Raw genomic sequence first — 16,903 nt, 5'->3', positions numbered from 1 at the left:
TTGCCTCAGCATCCAAAATATCGTTTCAGCAGCGGGTTGATGAACACCCCGGCCGGATCAATCCTGTCCCGTAAAGCCATGAAATCATCCCAGCGCGGATACAAGCCAGCAAGTTGCCGCGCACCGAGATTATGCATCTTGCCCCAGTGCGGCCGGCCGCCATGGTTTAAGAAAATCGCCTCGGCCGCGCGGAAATACGGCTCATGCTCCATGCCCACATACTGGTGCACCGAAATCGATGCGGAGTCGCGGCCGTAAAACGGCGACAGCCAGATATCGTCGCCTTTGACGTAACGGTATTCGACCGGAAAATGCACCAGCACATTGTTCTTTTCGATATAAGCGACGAGTTCGCGCAGCGCTTCCGGCCCGCGTCCGGCGGGCAGTTCGTACTCCATTTCATTGAACCGCACCAGGCGCTCGGTAGCGAAAGCGCGGCGGCAGTCGGCCACCATCACCGGCGCCTTGCCGCCGACCAGCTTGCCGATCAGCCGCGCAATGCCTGGCGCGCGGGCCGGCTTGGCGCGCACCAGGCGCGACAGCATGCCGAACACGCCATTTTCCAGCGCCAGCTCCATGGCGCTGGTCAGGCCCTGGTTTGAAACCTGGGCCTCGGTCTGATTCATCAGCTTGACCACCGTCTTGCGGGTATGCGGAAACCAGTAGAACTCGAAATGGCGATTCTGCTGCGCCAGGACGGGAGCGTTGTCCAGGCATGCATCCAGGTCCATGGTCTGCTTGACCAGCTCGAGCCGGTAAGCGGGGACAACCTCGATTCTGATCTTCGCCATGATGCCGAGGCTGCCCATCGCCACCCGCGCCGCGGCGAACAGGTCCGCTTCCTGCGTCGGCGAACATGTCACCGGTTCGCCGTCCGGCATCACCAGCGTCATGCCCCGCACCTGGGTCGAGATCGATCCCAGTCCGATGCCGGTGCCGTGCGTGCCGGTCCCCACCGCCCCGGCCAGGGACTGCTTGTTGATGTCGCCCAGGTTCAACATGCCGTGGCCGCTTGCGCCCAGCTGCTCACCCAGCGTCTTGAGATCGGTGCCGGCCCAGACATCGGCCACGCCGGCTTCGACCGAAAGGACGCCGCTCATGTTGCGCAGCGAGACCAGCGCATCGCCGGTCTCTACCAGCGGCACGAACGAGTGGCCGCTGCCCACCACCCGCAGCGACTGGCCGGCGGCGACGGTGGTGCGCACCACGGTCTTCAATTCTTCCATTGAACTTGGAGATAAATGCCGGGCCGGCGAAAACCGTACGGATCCCGACCAGTTGCGCCAATCTGTCCGGCGTTCTTGAGGCACCAAAATTGCTTGATCCAAACCGCACTCCTCCAAAGATACCGCAGTGGCGCTGTCATCGGCCGGATCCTCATCCCTGCGCCTTTGGAACAGCAACGAATATTCAGATTATTGCCTTGCCGGCATCACACGAACATCTGCCCGGCGAGCGCCAAAATAGCGCCAGGCTTGATTCATGCGCCTGTTTTTTTGATGTAACATATTCGAAATAATTATATGTACCTGGTACTGGCGGCAACAGGACCGCGACAGAAAATAAGGGAACATATCCGGCCAAAATGGACCGGCGTGCAAATTTTCCGTTCAGCCCTACCCTCAGGATTTCCGGGCAATCGAGACGAGGAGTCGACGTATGCGTTATAGCAAAGGCAACAGTCTGGCGAGTGACGACAAAGCGTCCCTTACTCCCAACATCGCCCTAGCCCTGACCCAGGTTCTTGCCGAAAACGGCATCGCGCCGGCCACGGTGCTGGCGCGTTTTGGACTGACTGTCTCCGACCTGGAAGATCCGTCCTTCAGGCTGTCGCGCCGCCAGACCAGCGGCATGATTGCGCACGCCATCAAGCTGTTGCCGGAATTGCCGCTCGGCCTGCTGGTCGGCAGCAAGCAGACCCTCAATTCGCTGGGCATGGTCGGCTTTGCAATGATGACTTCGGCCACGTTCGGCGAAGCAATTGAACATTGCCGCAGGTACCACAAGGAAGGCGGCACCATGGTCGACATCGATTTCATGGCAACCGAACACGAATGCACCGCCGTCTTCCATAATCCGGGTGACGCCGCGATCACGCCGTTCCTGATCGAAGAAGTCACCGCCCATCTCATGAACATGGGGCAAATCCTGCTGGGCAGCCGCAAGCTGCTGCTGCGCATGGAATTGCAGTATCCGGCGCCGGCCTACGCCGCGCATTACCGGCAGCTGTTCAACTGCCCCTTGCAATTCTCGGCGCAACGCAATTGCATCGTGGCCGACGCCTCCTTGTTCGCGGTGCCGCTCGATACCCACAATCCGCTGGCGCAGCGCCAGGCGCTGGAACATTTACAACGCATGGCGATGCGTGATCCCGACACGCCGGACCTGATCGAATCGATCGAAAGCGCCTTTCGCCGCAACTGGGCATCGCCCCCCAACATGGCCGAAATCGCGGGCACGCTCAATCTGACGGAGCGGACGCTGCGCCGCCACCTCGATCAATGCGGCATGTCGTTCCAGCAGATACGCGCCCAGATGCAGGAACGCCGGGCCAGGAACCTGCTCGAGACCCAGCGGCTTACGCAGTGCGAAATTGCGGAGCAACTCGGATTCACCGATGTCAGGAGCTTCCGGCGTGCCTTCAAGGCATGGACCGGCGAAACTCCCGGCGGTTACCGCAGCAGCCGCAGTTCCTCCAATTTCCAGTGACGGCTTAGGCTGCAAGCCGAGGCTGAACCGGACCAGCCCAGCGCCGGCCGGAATCCGGGAGTAAGATAGCCGCTTCGTTCCCGGAGAACTACCGCATGTCGAACTCCTTTTCTTTCCTGCTCGGCGGCTTGCTGCTGAGCGTCGCGCTGTCTGCTGCAACCGCCCAAACACCTGCCGCTCCCGTCTATGGCCTTGAACTGCAGGGCTTCGACTATCCCTACGAGTTAAAGCACTACGCCTTCGAATCGCAAGGCAAGCAGCTGCAGATGGGTTACATGGACGTCGCCGCTGCCGGCGCCGCCAACGGCCGCACGGTGGTTCTCATGCATGGCAAGAATTTCTGCGGCGCCACCTGGGAGCAGACCATCAAGGCCTTGAGCACGGCCGGCTACCGGGTGGTTGCGCCAGACCAGGTCGGCTTTTGCACATCGAGCAAACCCGAGCATTACCAGTATTCGTTCCAGCAGCTCGCCATCAATACCCATGGTTTGCTGGAACAGCTCGGCATCCGCAAAGCGACCATCGTCGGCCACTCCACCGGCGGCATGCTGGCCACCCGCTACGCCCTGCTGTATCCGGAGCAGACGGCGCAGCTGGTGATGGTCAACCCGATCGGCCTGGAAGACTGGAAGGCGCTGGGCGTGCCGTATCGCACGGTGGACCAGTGGTACCAGCGCGAACTGAAGCTGAACGCCGACGGCCTGCGCAAATACGAACAGAGCACCTACTATGTCGGCCGCTGGAAGCCGGAATACGAACGCTGGGTGACCATGCTGGCCGGGCTTAACCAGGGTCCGGGCCATGAGCTGGTGGCGTGGAATTCGGCGCTGATCTACGACATGATTTTCACCCAGCCGGTCGTCTACGAATTCAAGGACTTGAGCATGCCCGCCCTGCTGCTGATCGGCGATGCGGACACCACCGCCATCGGCAGCGATGCCGCGCCGGCCGCGGTAAAGGCGAAAATAGGCCAATACAAGGTGCTGGGCAAGCAAGCGGCAAAATCGATTCCGCAAGCCACGCTGGTCGAGTTCGCCGGCCTCGGCCACGCGCCGCAGATGGAGCAGCCGGCTGAATTCCACAAAGCCTTGCTGTCGTGGCTTGCCGCGCACTGAGCGGCTTTACGGATTGATTCGCTTTAAGGATTAACCTGCGCCGGTTTGCCTGCATTGATGCGCGCCAGGTAAGCTACTGGTATCTGGTCAAGCACCACGCTGTAGTTGAGCTCGGCGACACCGTCCGGCACCCCCAGGCCTTGGTCGATATAGGTAGTCGCCGCGTCGTCCAGCTGTGCGATCTGCTTGCCGTCGCGATAAATCGTCAACGGCTTGCCGGACGGCTGGCCTGAATTGCGCCATTGCAGGGTGACGCTGCGCGCCTCGTCGTCGGCCCTGGCTGTCAGCTGCCGCACGCTCGGCTGGCCCAGCAGCGGGACACCGTCGATGCGGTAATTGGGAACATCCGGCTTGACGCCTAGATGCGTCAATACAGTCGGCACGATATCGGCTTGCGTGGCATTGCCGTACAGGCCGTTGAAAGCCATGTCCGCCGGATCCTTGAACGGCGAATTGAACTGCGCGTTGGCTTCTTTGTTGGTGGCGATGAAGGTGGTTTTTTCGCTCAGGGTCTGGCTGCCGTGCCCGAAGCCGCCCGGCAGGCTGCGGCCATGGTCCGGCGTTACTATGATGAGCCAGTCTTCATCGGGATGATTTTGCTGGCGCCGTTGCAGCGCAGCCAGCACTTGCCCGATCCGGGCATCGGTGCTCTGGATCGCCGCCTGGTAGGCCGGTACAAAACCGACGGAGTGGCCGACATTGTCGACATCGTCGAAGTGCGCAAACACAAAATCGACATCGCCGAAAACCAGCAGGCCGCTGACCTTGTCGGCCACACATTGATCGTCTTCGCTGCATTTTTCAGCGTGGGTGATGTGCCGCAAGTCGATATCGCGGGCAAAATTATTGTTGATGGTGTTCCAGCTGACGATGCTGGCGGTGCGGCGTCGCGCATCGGCATCCTTGATCAGCTTGAATACGCTGTCGGCCTGGTTGCGGAACCGGTCGTCGTTGGAAGTGACCTTGTGCCGATTCGCCCACACGCCGGTCAGGATGGTGGTCCAGCTTGCGCCGCTGGAGGTGACTTGTTCCGTGACGCTGCCTACGATGCCGCCGCCATAGGTTTTGGCGAGATGGAACCTGGCCAGATTCGGCGCCTGCCCGGCCGCAATCGCTTCCTGCAGTTTTTCGTACTGCATGCCGTCGACGCCGATCACCAGCGCCTTGTGCTTGCTGTAATCGACAACCGGCGCTGGCGGATCGACATTAATTTCCCCGCCGCCGCAACCGTACAAAAATACCGTGGTCAGCGTCGCCACGGCCAAGCGTTTTCCTCGACCATTTACTGTAAGCATGTTTCCCCCAATATGGAAATGCAGTGGAATTATCAATGCATTGATATTGTTAAAAAGCCTACATTGTTGCGGCTGAATATTTCACCGGCATGACTTGCGCGTGACGCAAACATGACAAAATGCTATTTTCTTTCAAGCGTTTAGCTATCGCCCGTCCTCGCTGACAAACACCGTGGTTTTGCCGTCGGCAGTCAATGCGGTCACGCTATATGGAGGAAAACGCCGGCCATTGAAACTGCGTTCCTCGGCGGAAAAATTCGCCACTTGCATTGTGCCGTCGGCGAAACCGGTCTGCTGCAACAGACGATCGGCTGAAAGCCAGCGGAATCCGGTCAGAGCCTGGTTTGCCAGCTTTTCATGCAGAGGACGAAAGAACGCGTCCTGGCGCTGCATCAGCGGCAGGCGCGACGCCAAGGTGCCTTCACTCAAGTGGAACAGCGGCGGCACGTTATAGAGCAGCTGCGCCAATTCGTTTTCCCTTCGCACATTGGTCAGCTTCAGATTATCGAACAGCCAATGATGCGTAGTGATGACAGAATCGTGAAACACCGCCTGGTACAGGGGCAAGCGCGCGGCCGGATCGAAATGGATGCTGCGATACAAGGCTTTCAGCGGCACTGCCTTGAACATGTTGCTGGGCTCTTCCGGCGGATAGTAATTGCCGAGGTAGTAGGGAGATTTCTTGTCCTTCTGCATCTCCTTGTCGCCCCAGCCGATCACCGGCGTCTGCATGCCGTGGGCAAAGAATATGCCTTGCGCCGTCACGGCATTGCCGTCTTCCGAACCGGCCGGAAGTTGCCTGTCTTCGGAAATCCAGCGCGTGCTGGCCGCATTGGCGTAGGCATTTTGCGCCATGGTCATGGCGGCCCTCCGGCGATAGTCATCGAACAGCATTCCGGCCGCGGTAACGTCCAGAAACCAGCTATTGAATCCGGCTTTTTCTTGGACGGCCCTCACCCTCGCTTCCATCAACGGCCGCATGCAAAACGGATTAGTGTAGTGGCCGAAGCCGTTAAAGCCGGTCTTGAAGCGACCGTCATCGAGCACGATGGCGCAATCGCGATAGGTCTTTTCGCCGAAGTGCGCGGTGGCCCAATCCGGATTGTGGCCGCGCGGCAGCGCCGTTTCATAGGAATCGTAGGGAGCCAGCAGATAACCTGCCTTGACGCCGGCGGCAATTGCCTCGGGATGCCACAAGCCGCCTTCCCAACCTTCGCCCAGGCCCAGCCAAAGGCGCGCCAATCCCGCCTTGCGCAGCTGCTCCATGGTAGCGCCGGAAACGCCGCCGCCCCAATCCTTGGCATCGGCATTCAGGGCCGCGCCAAATGCCCGCGCCACCTCCGATCTCAGTTCTCCATAGCGGCTGGCCAGTCGATTGACGTCGGGGGCGTCGGTCTGCCAGGCTTCGCGAGCCAAGCTGTTGAGACCGGCGTTGAAGGCGCCGACGAGTATTTTTTCCTGATACCTGGCAGGGTTGGTCCCGGCTTCCGCCAATGCTTTCCTGCTTTCCGGCGCGAAATGCCGGCGCAGGTCGATTGCCAGCGGATTCTTGCTGCGCAAAATCCTCAGGAAAGCCGGCCAGCTCCTGACATCTTTGGCGGCGATCAGTCCGCTGCCCCACAGATATGCATGCGATGCGCCGATCAGCTTGGCGGCGCCCGGACTTTTTGCCGTTTTTTCCGCCAGGGATTCAAAGCGGCCTTCGGCCAGCAGCCATGCGCGATAGTGCTTGGCGCCGGCGAGCAGATCGCCGTCTCCCAGGTGCAAGGTCAGCGTCATCGGCGTGTCCGGCGCCAGTTGCGTGAAAGTGTGGCTGGCCTGTAGCGCCAGGCCGGAGCCGTCAGCGCTGAAATCAAGCTGGTTATTGTATGGATTGGTCAGCAGCCAATGCAGGGAAAACTTGCCGTGATCCATGCCCCACAACGGCAGGCTGAGATCTTGCGTGGTATTCAGGCGCCCCATCTTTTGCAGGATGAAGTCATTCCACACCTTGTTGTCGCGCGCCACATAGTGGCCCTCCGCCAGCGGCAGGATCAGGCCACGCCCTATTGCGCTTCCCGGTTGCCTGATCAAGGTCAGTGCGCCCGCCGCATTGGCGCGCACGGTCAGCATCAGGTCGCGCTCGCTGAGTTTTGCCTCGATGCGGTAGGCGCCGTCGTCCCATTGCCAGCCGGCCTGGTCGGCTGTGCTTTGCAGGGCCGCGACCCGATGGCTGCCGACGCCGTCGGAAACCTGGACCGCGGCGGCGCCGGCAGGCGTTACGCGAATCGCCAGCGTGCCCGGATCCAGCACGATGTGCCAGAGCGGGTTCTCCAGCACGATTGCAGCCTGCGCCTGGCTGGAAAAAACGGCAAGCAGCAATAGCGTGCCGGACAGAGAAAAAAGCAGGAATTTTTTCATGGCGCTCAAGATCAGGCGAAACAAGGTCGGCCCCTATTATTCCTTGCTTGCCTGTCTCGATTGCCGAAAGAATGTTGGCAATACCTGTTTTTAAGACAAAACTTAGTTAGCCCTTGTCCGCTTGCTTTATTTTCCCCATCTGCCACAGCAGGAAACTGTAGATATCGGCTGACAACGCATAACGCTGGGTCGCCGTGCTGCCTACGCCGTGGCCGGCCTGCATGTCGAGCCGCAGCAGGATCGGCTTGCCGCTGCTGGTGGCTGCCTGCAGGCGCGCCGCGGTCTTGGCGCTGTGCCAGACGTCGACGCGCGGATCGTTCATGCCGTGCACCAGCATGACGGCAGGATAGGCGGTATTGTCCTTGATGTTATGGTAGGTGCTCATCTCCAGCAAGGCCGGGAATTCCTTCGGATTCCTGGCGCTGCCGAATTCGGAAATGTTGGTGATGCCGTTGGCGCTGTCTTCGGCGCGCACGGCGTCCATGATGCCAACATTAAAAATGGCAGCCGCAAACAGCTCAGGCGCGGTGGTCACGGTGCGGCCGACAAAGATGCCGCCAGCGCTGGTGCCCATCACACCCAACGTCTTCGGCGTGGCGTAACCTTCGGCGATCAGGTACTTGGCGCAAGCGACGCCATCCTTCCAGGTATTCGACTTGGTGGCCTTGAAGCCGGCCCGGTACCAGTCGTCGCCGTAAACGCCGCTGCCGCGCACGTTGGCATAGGCCAGCACGCCGCCACGCTCGAGCCAGGCCATCCGCGCAGGCGAGAAACCGGCGGTCTGGGAAAATCCGTAAGCCGCGTAACCGTCGAGCAGGGTCGGGTTGCTGCCGTCGCGTTTCAAGCCTTTCTTGTACAGCAGGGTCATCGGCACCAGCGCGCCGTCGTAGCTCGGCACCTTGACGTCGACCACCTCTACTTCAGGCAGGCTAGGCATGGGCGGATTCACCCGCAGGCCCGGATCGCTGGATACCTTGCCCTTGAGCAGCAGGGTGCGCGGCAGTTCGGTCCAGCCGTTCAGGGTGTACAGCACATCGCTGTAGGCATGGGCCGGGTCGTTATGGACAGTGGCGGCGCCTTTGAACGGCAGCGGGATGTTCTGGCCTTTGACGTCGCCGGCAGCGTAGCGCCGCAGCACGATCGAAGTGCCCTCGCGCACTTCGCCGATCAGCGCATCGGAGGTCAGCGAGAATTTCTCCAGCACCGCGTCTTTCGGCGCGGCGGCCACTTCGCGCGCCAGCTTCAGGTCGGGATGGCGCAAGTCGAGTTTCAGCACGCGGTTGCGCGGCGCATGGTCATGCGTCAGCAGATACAGGTCGTTGCCTTTCAATTCGGCGTCGGTGATCTTGTCGTCGAAGCTGGAGATTTTCTTCCAGGCCACGGCCGGCTTGTCCAGGTCCGCGACATCGGCCACGAACAGGAAACCTTCCGGCAAGGTAGTGTCGGTGGTGCGTGCGATCATCCAGCGGCTGCCCGGATTGAAGATGATGGTGCCGACATCGAGCCGCGCCAGTCCCAGCTCGGTAGTCACGGTGGGACCGAACACCGCCTTGGCTTCAGCAGCCGGCGCACCGACCTTGATCCACATCACCTTGCTGTCGAGATAGGTCTCGGAATCCGGATCGCCCGGCTTGAGCACCTTCAGCTGGTTGTAGGTAAGCGATTTGCTGTCCGGCAGCCAGCCGAGCAGGGCTTCGTGCACGCGCGGAATCGGCTCGCCGACATTTTTCCCGCTTGCCGTATCGAGGATATAGAGCGAGGCATCTTCCGAACCGCCGGCGGAAACGCCGTAGGCTACGTGTTTGCCATCCCAGGCCGGGACGAAATAATTGATGGCGTGCGGCACGCCGATGCGCTTGGCGTCCAGTTCCGGATCGACCAGCACCCGTTCGGGACCCTGCAGGCTGTCGCGCATCACCAGCTTGAACTGCTTCTCGCCGCGGGCGCGCTTGAGGTAATACACCTGGTTGCCAGGCATCCGCGTTACGTCGCGGATGTCGTCGCCGGTGGCGGCGGAAATCTCGGCGATGCGCTGTTCCAGCTGGCCGCGCAGTTCTATCCGGTCCAGTTCCTTGCGCGCCGACTCGCCCTGCTCCTTGAGCCAGGACTGCACCTTGGGATCTTTCACATTTTCGAAATAGCGGTACGGATCTTTCACCGTGACGCCGTGCAAGACGTCGCTGACGTCCTGCACCGGGGCGACGCTGACTGCCTGGGCGGGCAGGGCTGCGACAAAGGTAGCAACTGCGGCAACTGCCGTGACTGCAAACAGTCGCGATGGTGTGTTCAAAAATTGCATGGCAATCCTAGGTAAGTTGAATGTATTGATTGATCAGCGTTTTCCGGCCGGCAGCAAACCCCACTGCGACAGCATCCACGCCATTTCAAACGAGCGTTCCTTGATCGCGTCATAGCGGCCGGAAGCGCCGCCGTGGCCGGCGCCCATGTTCACCTTGAGCAGCAGGGGATTGCGGTCGGTTTTCATGGCGCGCAGCTTGGCGACATATTTCGCCGGCTCCCAGTACATCACCTGGCTGTCGTTGAGGCCGGTGGTGACCAGCAGGGACGGATAGGCCTTGCGCTCGATGTTGTCGTAGGGTGAGTAGCTGCGCATATAGTCGTAGGCAGGCTTGTCGTTGGGATTGCCCCATTCCAGGTATTCGCCGGTGGTGAGCGGCAGGCTGGCGTCCATCATGGTGTTCATCACGTCGACGAACGGCACCGCTGCATGCACCGCATGGAACAGGTCGGGCCGCATGTTGGTGACCGCGCCCATCAGCAGGCCGCCGGCGCTGCCGCCTTCGATGATCAGGTGCTGCGGGCTGGTCCAGCCTTGCTTGACCAGGTATTCGGCGCTGTCAATGAAATCGTAGAAGGTGTTCTTCTTGTGCATCAGCATGCCGTCGTCGTGCCAGTGCTCGCCCATGTCGTTGCCGCCGCGGATATGCGCTTCGGCAAACACCACGCCGCGATCCAGCAGGCTGACGCGGCTGTTGGAGAACGTCGCTTCGGCCGGGATGCCGTAGGAGCCGTAGGCGTACAGCAGCAGCGGCGCCGAACCGTCGAGCTTGATGCCTTTTTTGGCGACGGTCCAGAGCGGCACCTTGACGCCGTCACGCGCAGTGGCCCACAGGCGCCTGGTTTCATACAGGAGCGGATCGTAGCCGGGCACTTCCTGTTGCTTCAGCAGCTTGCGCTCGCCGCTGGCCATGTCGACGTCGAACACCGTAGGCGGCGTCACCGGCGACTCGTACATCAGGCGGTATTGGCGCGAAGTGAATTCCGGCGTGCCGCCGGCATGCGAGGTGTACACCGCTTCGTCGAACTGCACGGTCTTCCAGCTGCGGTCGGCAAAATTGTAGATGCGGGAACGTTCTTGCGCATCCGATTTTTCGCTGACCACCAGGAAATCGCGGAACAGTTCGAACGATTCCAGCAAGACCTTGGGATCGTGCGCTATCAGTTCTTTCCAGTGCTCCGGGCCGGGCGTCGCCAGCGGCGCCGTCACCAGGCGGAAATTCTTGGCGTCTTTGTTGGTCATGATGAACAGCTCGCCGTCGCGGTGATCGACGTGGTAGCGATGGCCGGTTTCACGTCCCAGCACCGAGCGGAAGCTGCCTTGCGGCTGGTCCGCCGGCAGCAGGCTGACTTCGGTGGTGTCGGTGCTTTGCGCTTCCAGTTCGATGAATTTGCGGTCGCCGCTGTTGCCGACGCCGAGGTTGAACTGTTCGACCGCTTCGCGGTACACCTCGACCGGCTGGTCGCCCAGCTTGAGGCGCAGCAGCAGGTCGGAACGTTTGGTGGTGGCGTCCTCCTGCACCAGGAACAGGGTCTGGCTATCGGCGGCCCAGGCCAGTGTGGTCACGCGTTCCACGCTATCGTCCAGCAACTTTCCTGTGCCCAGATCCTTGACATGCAACTGGTACTGGCGGTAGCCGGTGGTGTCGGTGGAATACGCCAGGTAACGGTCGTCGGGGCTGACCGAAAAACTCTCGACGTGGAAAAATTCCTTGCCCTTGGCGAGCTGGTTTTCATCGAGCAGGATTTCTTCCCTGGCGCTGGCGTCATAGGTAAAATCCGCATCGGCCTTGGCCAGGCGGCGGCAAATGATAGGGTACTGCTGGCCAGCTTCGGTGCGGCTGTAATAGTAGTAGTTGCCACGCCGGGTCGGCACCGACAGGTCGGTTTCCTTCATGCGGCCCTTCATTTCGCCGTACAGTTTCTTCGACAGCGGCGCCAGGTCCTTGGTCATGGCCTGGGTGTAGGCATTCTCTGCCTTCAGGTAGGCAATCACCTTGGGATTGGTCTTTTCGCGCAGCCAGTGGTAGTCGTCGCTGACGATTTCTCCGTGGCGGGTTTCCTGCCAGGCCTGCTTGGCGGCGGCCGGCGGCGTTGGGGGTGATGCGGCGAGAGTGGAAGTGGAGGTCATCAGAGCCAGGAAGAATGCGCCCAGGGTATGGGTGCGTTGCGGAAGAAAAGACATATAGTACAGATCCCTTGTATGGATAGACAATGCGCCTGGATATGCCCGGGTGGGGCCGCCTAGGTATGGGCAATCTTTAACATGCAACTCTGTTGCAATCCGCTAAGTTACCCGTAATTCGGCGGAAACACAATATGCCGGCTCTCGGCGATTGCGGTTCGCAGCTTAATTCGCGGCTAAAATATCGGACAAACGGTTGCGCCCGCCACGGCCGGCCGCATCCTCCAATCCGAAAGCCGCCATGTCCCAGACCCAGCAAGCCTTGTCCGACGCCGCTACCATCCTGGCGACGCGCCGCAAAACCGGCGCCCAGGGAGCGCGCCTGCCACTGGCCTTGCGGCCGCCGGATGCCGCGGCAGCGTTGGCGATACAGGCGCTCGTCAGCGCCCAGATCGGCGACACGATAACTGCCTGGAAATGCGGCATGCCGGCCGCAGGCCAGCCGGTAGCGGCGCCCATCTATGGCGGCACGGTCTTCAGCGGCGGCGTATGCACGGCCTGGGTGCGCAACGGCCAGGTGCGGATCGAACCGGAGCTGGCTTTCATTCTCGGCCATGATTTGCCGCCGCGCCCTTCCCCCTATTCCGATGCAGAGGTCGATGCCGCCATCGCCCGCACCCACCTTGCGCTGGAACTGATAGACAGCCGTTACAGCGATCCGGACGAAGCGGATTTTCTTGAAAACCTGGCGGACGGATTGCTCAACCAGGGGCTGTACCTGGGACCGCAGGTAGATGCAGGACGCGCACGCAATGCCGCCGAGCTGGCGATAGAGGTCGACAGCGGCGACACAAGCAATACAAAACAGCTGCACGGCCGCCATCCCGCCGTCAATCCGCGCGCTCCGCTATATTGGCTGGTTGAATTCCTGCGTGCCGCCGGACAGAGCTTGCAAGCCGGCCAGGCCGTCATCACCGGTTCTTATGCCGGCAGCTTCGGCCTGCCGGTAGCGCAGGAAATCGCCATCCGCTATGGCGACCTGGGCCAACTGACCGTCCGCTTCGCCGCGAGATGAATTCTGCCGCAAGCGCCGTCGGCCGTTTCCGGCCGCGCCTGACATTACAAACTCTGGGCCGCGGCGACGGCTTGCTGGGCATGCGGCCTTCCGGACCGTTCGGGCCGCGCGGGCCGAACGTGACGGTGGTCCAGATCAGCTGGACTTATGTCACCGATGACGGCTTGCAGTGGGAAACCGCCGCCCCTACTGCCTTGCTGAACCGCCGTCCGCCATCGTCGCAAACGGTGGAAGATGAACAAGGCCGGCGCCTGTTGCTACGCGACCTGGGAGCCGAGGCCGATGCGCTGGACCTGGTGTGGGACCTGGGCCTGTATCCGCTGCCGGCCGACACCCTGCAATGGCGCACCGACATTGCCGCACAGGATGCGGCGCAAACACTGGATTCGCTCTGGACCCTGGTGCAGGAAGATTTCTTCGGCGATTTCTGGGCCGAGCAATTGCCCGGCCTGCAGGCCAAGGGCTGGGCGATCGTGGTACGTCCCGGTTTTGCCCACGAGAGCGTGCCGGTGGACGCCTGGCGCCTGATCGTCAACCCTGCAACCGGCGCACTGCTGGGCAAGGAAGTCGCGGCCCGCATGCGCGGCCGAGAACAAGCCGTGACAGCTCTGGGGCTGCCCGCCGGCGAAGGCTCCTGGCTGCTGACCCTGGGTATCGAAATCGATGGCGAATTGGTGGACCTGGTGCCGCTGCTGGCGCACCTGCTGCAACGCGACGGCCGCTGGCTCGACGCCAGGCAGATCGCCCTGATCGACGACCATGCCTTGATCATGCTGCGGGCGCCCGGCGGCAAACGGATCGAAGCCCTGGCGGCGCCGCTCAAGGCCATCGTCGGCAGCATGCTGGAACTGCTGACCGATCCCTTGCGCAAGGAAGGGCCGCTGTTGCTTTCCTCCTGGGATGCCTATCGCCTTGAAACGATGCGCCTGAGCTTGCTCGATACGCAGCGCGAACGCGCCGGCGCCCACGGCGCCTGGCAGTTGCAGGGCGACGCCGGCCTGCGCGCGCTGGCGCAACGGCTGCAAGGCGCCGGTGCGCCGCAAGCCGTGAGCGCGCCGGCCGACCTCGGCGTTACCCTGCGCCCCTATCAATTGCACGGCGTCGCCTGGCTGCAATACTTGCGCGAGCATCGCCTGGCCGGCATCCTGGCGGACGACATGGGCCTGGGGAAAACCGCGCAGGCGCTGGCCCACCTGCTGATAGAAAAACAGGCCGGCCGCCTCGACCTGCCGGCGCTGGTAGTGCTGCCGACTTCGCTGATATTCAACTGGCAGGCCGAAGCCAGGCGCATGGCGCCCGGCCTGCGCGTGCTTGCCTTGCAGGGACCGGAGCGCCATCGCGATTTCCCGCACATGGCCGAATACGACCTGCTGCTCACCACCTACCCGCTGCTGTGGCGCGACCGCGCGGCGCTGGAAGCCCAGCCCTTCCACATGCTGATCCTGGACGAAGCGCAGACCGTGAAGAACGCCACCGCCCGCAGCGCCGGCGCCGTGCGGCGCCTGCGAGCGCGGCACCGGCTGTGCATCACCGGCACGCCGCTGGAAAACCACCTGGGCGAACTATGGACGCAATTCGATTTCCTGATGCCGGGTTTCCTCGGCGACATGCGTAGCTTCACGCGCTTGTGGCGCAAGCCGATCGAAATCGGCGGCCAGACCTTGCGTGCACAGTTGCTGGCGCAGCGGGTCAGGCCGTTCATCCTGAGGCGGCGCAAGGACGAGGTGGCAAGCGAACTGCCGCCGCGCACCGAGACCGTCAAGCTGGTGCAGTTGCAAGGACAGCAGCGCGACCTGTACGAAAGCGTCAGGCTGGCCGCGGATGAACAGGTGCGCCGCGTGCTCAAGCGCAAAGGCTTCAGCGGCGGCCAGATCACGATCCTGGATGCCTTGCTCAAGCTGCGGCAAGTATGCTGCGATCCGTTCCTGCTGAAAGGCATGGAACATCCAGCCGCCATCGAACGCGCCAAGCTGGAGCTGCTGCGCGACATGCTGCCGGCGCTGGTAGACGAAGGCCGGCGCATCTTGGTGTTTTCCCAGTTCACTGAAATGCTGGACCTGATCGCAGCCGAACTCGACGCCATGCAACTGCCGTGGCTGGCGCTGACCGGCAAGACCCCGCCGGCAAAACGCGGCGCGCTGGTGGCGCAGTTCCAAAGCAAGACAGTGCCCCTGCTGCTGATCAGCCTCAAGGCCGGCGGCGTCGGCCTCAACCTGACCGCCGCCGACACCGTGATCCACATCGACCCGTGGTGGAACCCGGCAGTACAAGAACAAGCCACAGCGCGCGCCCACCGCATCGGCCAGGACCAGACCGTGTTCGTCTATAAAATAGTGGTTGAAGGCAGCATAGAAGAACGCATCATCGAACTGCAAGCGCGCAAGGCAGCGCTGGCCGAAGGCGTGCTAGGCAGCGACGCAGCTTTGGCGACCAAGTTCAGCAGCGAAGATCTGCAGCTGCTGCTGGCGCCGCTGGCCTAAGCATTAATTAGGGTCAGAGTCGAATTAAAATAATTCGACTCTGACCCTAATTAACTGCCTGGGATTGCTATCGGGCGCAAATGGTAAGATGGCAGCACTACAAGCTGTCAAGGCCCGTCGTCATGTCATTTTCCTCCCTGGGCCTGTCCCCCGCCATCCTGCAAGCCGTTGCCGAACGCGGCTACGTCACGCCAACCCCGGTCCAGATCGCAGCGATTCCGGCAATCCTGCGTGGCGGCGATGTGCTGGCGGCGGCGCAGACCGGCTCCGGCAAAACCGCGGCGTTCGCGTTGCCGCTGCTGCAGTTGTTGCAAGACAGCCCCGGCGAAAAACCGCGCCGGCTGCGCGTGCTGGTCCTGGTTCCCACCCGCGAACTGGCGCAGCAGACTGCCGAAGCTATCCGCCTCCTGGCGCAAGCCGCTCCGCAATCGCTGAAGATCGCCGCCCTGTTCGGCGGCGTCTCGATCAACCCGCAAATGATGGACCTGCGCGGCGGCGCCGATATCGTGGTGGCGACGCCCGGCCGCCTGCTCGACCTGATCGAGCACAACGCTGTCAGCATTGCGGCGGTATCGTCGCTGGTGCTGGATGAAGCCGACCGCTTGCTCGATATGGGGTTCTCGGACGAGATCGGCCGCATCCTGGCGCTGTTGCCCAAGCAGCGCCAGAACCTGTTTTTCTCGGCGACGTTTCCGAGCGCGGTGCACGCACTCGCCGCCAGGATGCTGCATGAACCGGCCCGCATCGCTGTTCCGGCGCTGGCGCAGAACCAGCCCGACATCGAACAGCGCGCAATCGCGGTCGACGCCGGCCGCCGCACGCAATTGCTGCGGCACCTGCTGAAACAAAACAACTGGGGCCGGGTGCTGGTTTTTGTCGCCACCAAATATGCCGCGGAACATATTGCGGACAAGCTGCATCGCGCGGGGATCAAGGCGGCTGCCTTCCACGGCGAATTCAGCCAAGGGGCGCGCGATGAAGTGCTGGCCGATTTCAAGGCCAGCAAGCTGCAGGTGCTGGTCGCCACCGATGTCGCTGCGCGCGGGATCGACATTGCGCAGCTGCCGGTGGTCCTGAACTACGATTTGCCGCGCTCCGCGGTGGACTACACGCACCGCATCGGCCGCACCGGCCGCGCCGGCAAGAGCGGCATCGCCATCAGTTTTGTCAGCGCCGAGACGGAGGCGCATTTCCGCCTGATCGAAAAACGTCATCAGCTGAAATGCGAGCGAGAGCAGATTGCCGGTTTTGAGCCGGTCGTCAGCGCAGCGCCGGCCAACGACCTGAACGCGGAATCGTCGAGCGACGGCGGTATTAAAGGCAAGCGCAAGAGCAAAAAGGACAAGCTGCGCGAGGCAGCCGCACTTGGCAAGACCGATTAGGAAAGACGACCTTTTATCCGCGGA

General features: G+C 62.0%; 10 protein-coding genes. 5 read left to right on the top strand and 5 right to left on the bottom strand.

Annotated features, from left to right (window positions below; genetic code table 11):
* Window positions 1-5 precede the first annotated feature (5 nt).
* Window positions 6-1,226 (bottom strand): D-arabinono-1,4-lactone oxidase, encoded by a 1,221-nt coding sequence (locus tag CFU_RS01020; RefSeq protein ID WP_238531378.1) that lies wholly within the window; start codon window positions 1,224-1,226, stop codon window positions 6-8.
* A gap of 433 nt (window positions 1,227-1,659) precedes the next feature.
* Here CFU_RS01020 and CFU_RS01015 point away from each other — a divergent pair, with 433 nt between their 5' ends.
* Complete coding sequence (locus tag CFU_RS01015; RefSeq protein ID WP_014004197.1) at window positions 1,660-2,709, top strand: AraC family transcriptional regulator; 1,050 nt, start codon at window positions 1,660-1,662, stop codon at window positions 2,707-2,709.
* A 95-nt stretch (window positions 2,710-2,804) separates the two neighbouring features.
* A complete protein-coding gene (locus tag CFU_RS01010; protein ID WP_014004196.1) occupies window positions 2,805-3,824 on the top strand; it encodes an alpha/beta fold hydrolase in 1,020 nt (339 codons plus the stop codon).
* Between the two features lie 23 nt (window positions 3,825-3,847).
* Here the strand turns inward: CFU_RS01010 and CFU_RS01005 are convergent, their stop codons facing one another.
* From CFU_RS01005 to CFU_RS00990, 4 genes are all read right to left on the bottom strand, one after another.
* Window positions 3,848-5,119: an alkaline phosphatase family protein gene (locus tag CFU_RS01005; protein WP_148264725.1), complete on the bottom strand. Its 1,272-nt coding sequence runs from the start codon at window positions 5,117-5,119 to the stop codon at window positions 3,848-3,850.
* A gap of 144 nt (window positions 5,120-5,263) precedes the next feature.
* Window positions 5,264-7,519: a glycoside hydrolase gene (locus CFU_RS01000; RefSeq protein ID WP_041742877.1), complete on the bottom strand. Its 2,256-nt coding sequence runs from the start codon at window positions 7,517-7,519 to the stop codon at window positions 5,264-5,266.
* A gap of 106 nt (window positions 7,520-7,625) precedes the next feature.
* A complete protein-coding gene (locus CFU_RS00995) occupies window positions 7,626-9,818 on the bottom strand; it encodes a prolyl oligopeptidase family serine peptidase (protein WP_014004193.1) in 2,193 nt (730 codons plus the stop codon).
* 33 nt (window positions 9,819-9,851) lie between these two features.
* Window positions 9,852-12,002: a S9 family peptidase gene (locus tag CFU_RS00990; protein WP_238531377.1), complete on the bottom strand. Its 2,151-nt coding sequence runs from the start codon at window positions 12,000-12,002 to the stop codon at window positions 9,852-9,854.
* Between the two features lie 241 nt (window positions 12,003-12,243).
* On the opposite strand from CFU_RS00990, the gene CFU_RS00985 reads away from it, so the two are divergent.
* From CFU_RS00985 to CFU_RS00975, 3 genes are all read left to right on the top strand, one after another.
* The gene (locus tag CFU_RS00985; protein WP_041741039.1) at window positions 12,244-13,017 is read left to right on the top strand and encodes a hypothetical protein; all 774 of its coding nucleotides are present in this window, start codon (window positions 12,244-12,246) and stop codon (window positions 13,015-13,017) included.
* On the top strand, window positions 13,014-15,497 hold the full coding sequence (locus CFU_RS00980; RefSeq protein WP_014004190.1) for a DEAD/DEAH box helicase: 2,484 nt from the start codon (window positions 13,014-13,016) through the stop codon (window positions 15,495-15,497). Before CFU_RS00985 ends, CFU_RS00980 begins: the two co-directional genes overlap by 4 nt.
* 122 nt (window positions 15,498-15,619) lie before the next feature.
* The gene (locus CFU_RS00975; protein ID WP_041741038.1) at window positions 15,620-16,879 is read left to right on the top strand and encodes a DEAD/DEAH box helicase; all 1,260 of its coding nucleotides are present in this window, start codon (window positions 15,620-15,622) and stop codon (window positions 16,877-16,879) included.
* The last annotated feature ends 24 nt before the right edge of the window (window positions 16,880-16,903 follow it).

This window comes from Collimonas fungivorans Ter331, from assembly GCF_000221045.1.
GTDB lineage: Bacteria > Pseudomonadota > Gammaproteobacteria > Burkholderiales > Burkholderiaceae_D > Collimonas > Collimonas fungivorans_A.
The sequence above is the reverse complement of the archived record's forward strand: the minus strand, read 5'-3'. Positions and strand labels throughout refer to the sequence as shown.

Bases quoted from the DNA above. Each gene is read 5' to 3' on its own strand.
- CFU_RS01020 (WP_238531378.1), bottom strand. From the start codon at position 1,226: ATGGAAGAATTGAAGACCGTGGTGCGCACCACCGTCGCCGCCGGCCAG.
- CFU_RS01015 (WP_014004197.1), top strand. From the start codon at position 1,660: ATGCGTTATAGCAAAGGCAACAGTCTGGCGAGTGACGACAAAGCGTCC.
- CFU_RS01010 (WP_014004196.1), top strand. From the start codon at position 2,805: ATGTCGAACTCCTTTTCTTTCCTGCTCGGCGGCTTGCTGCTGAGCGTC.
- CFU_RS01005 (WP_148264725.1), bottom strand. From the start codon at position 5,119: ATGCTTACAGTAAATGGTCGAGGAAAACGCTTGGCCGTGGCGACGCTG.
- CFU_RS01000 (WP_041742877.1), bottom strand. From the start codon at position 7,519: ATGAAAAAATTCCTGCTTTTTTCTCTGTCCGGCACGCTATTGCTGCTT.
- CFU_RS00995 (WP_014004193.1), bottom strand. From the start codon at position 9,818: ATGCAATTTTTGAACACACCATCGCGACTGTTTGCAGTCACGGCAGTT.
- CFU_RS00990 (WP_238531377.1), bottom strand. From the start codon at position 12,002: ATGTCTTTTCTTCCGCAACGCACCCATACCCTGGGCGCATTCTTCCTG.
- CFU_RS00985 (WP_041741039.1), top strand. From the start codon at position 12,244: ATGTCCCAGACCCAGCAAGCCTTGTCCGACGCCGCTACCATCCTGGCG.
- CFU_RS00980 (WP_014004190.1), top strand. From the start codon at position 13,014: ATGAATTCTGCCGCAAGCGCCGTCGGCCGTTTCCGGCCGCGCCTGACA.
- CFU_RS00975 (WP_041741038.1), top strand. From the start codon at position 15,620: ATGTCATTTTCCTCCCTGGGCCTGTCCCCCGCCATCCTGCAAGCCGTT.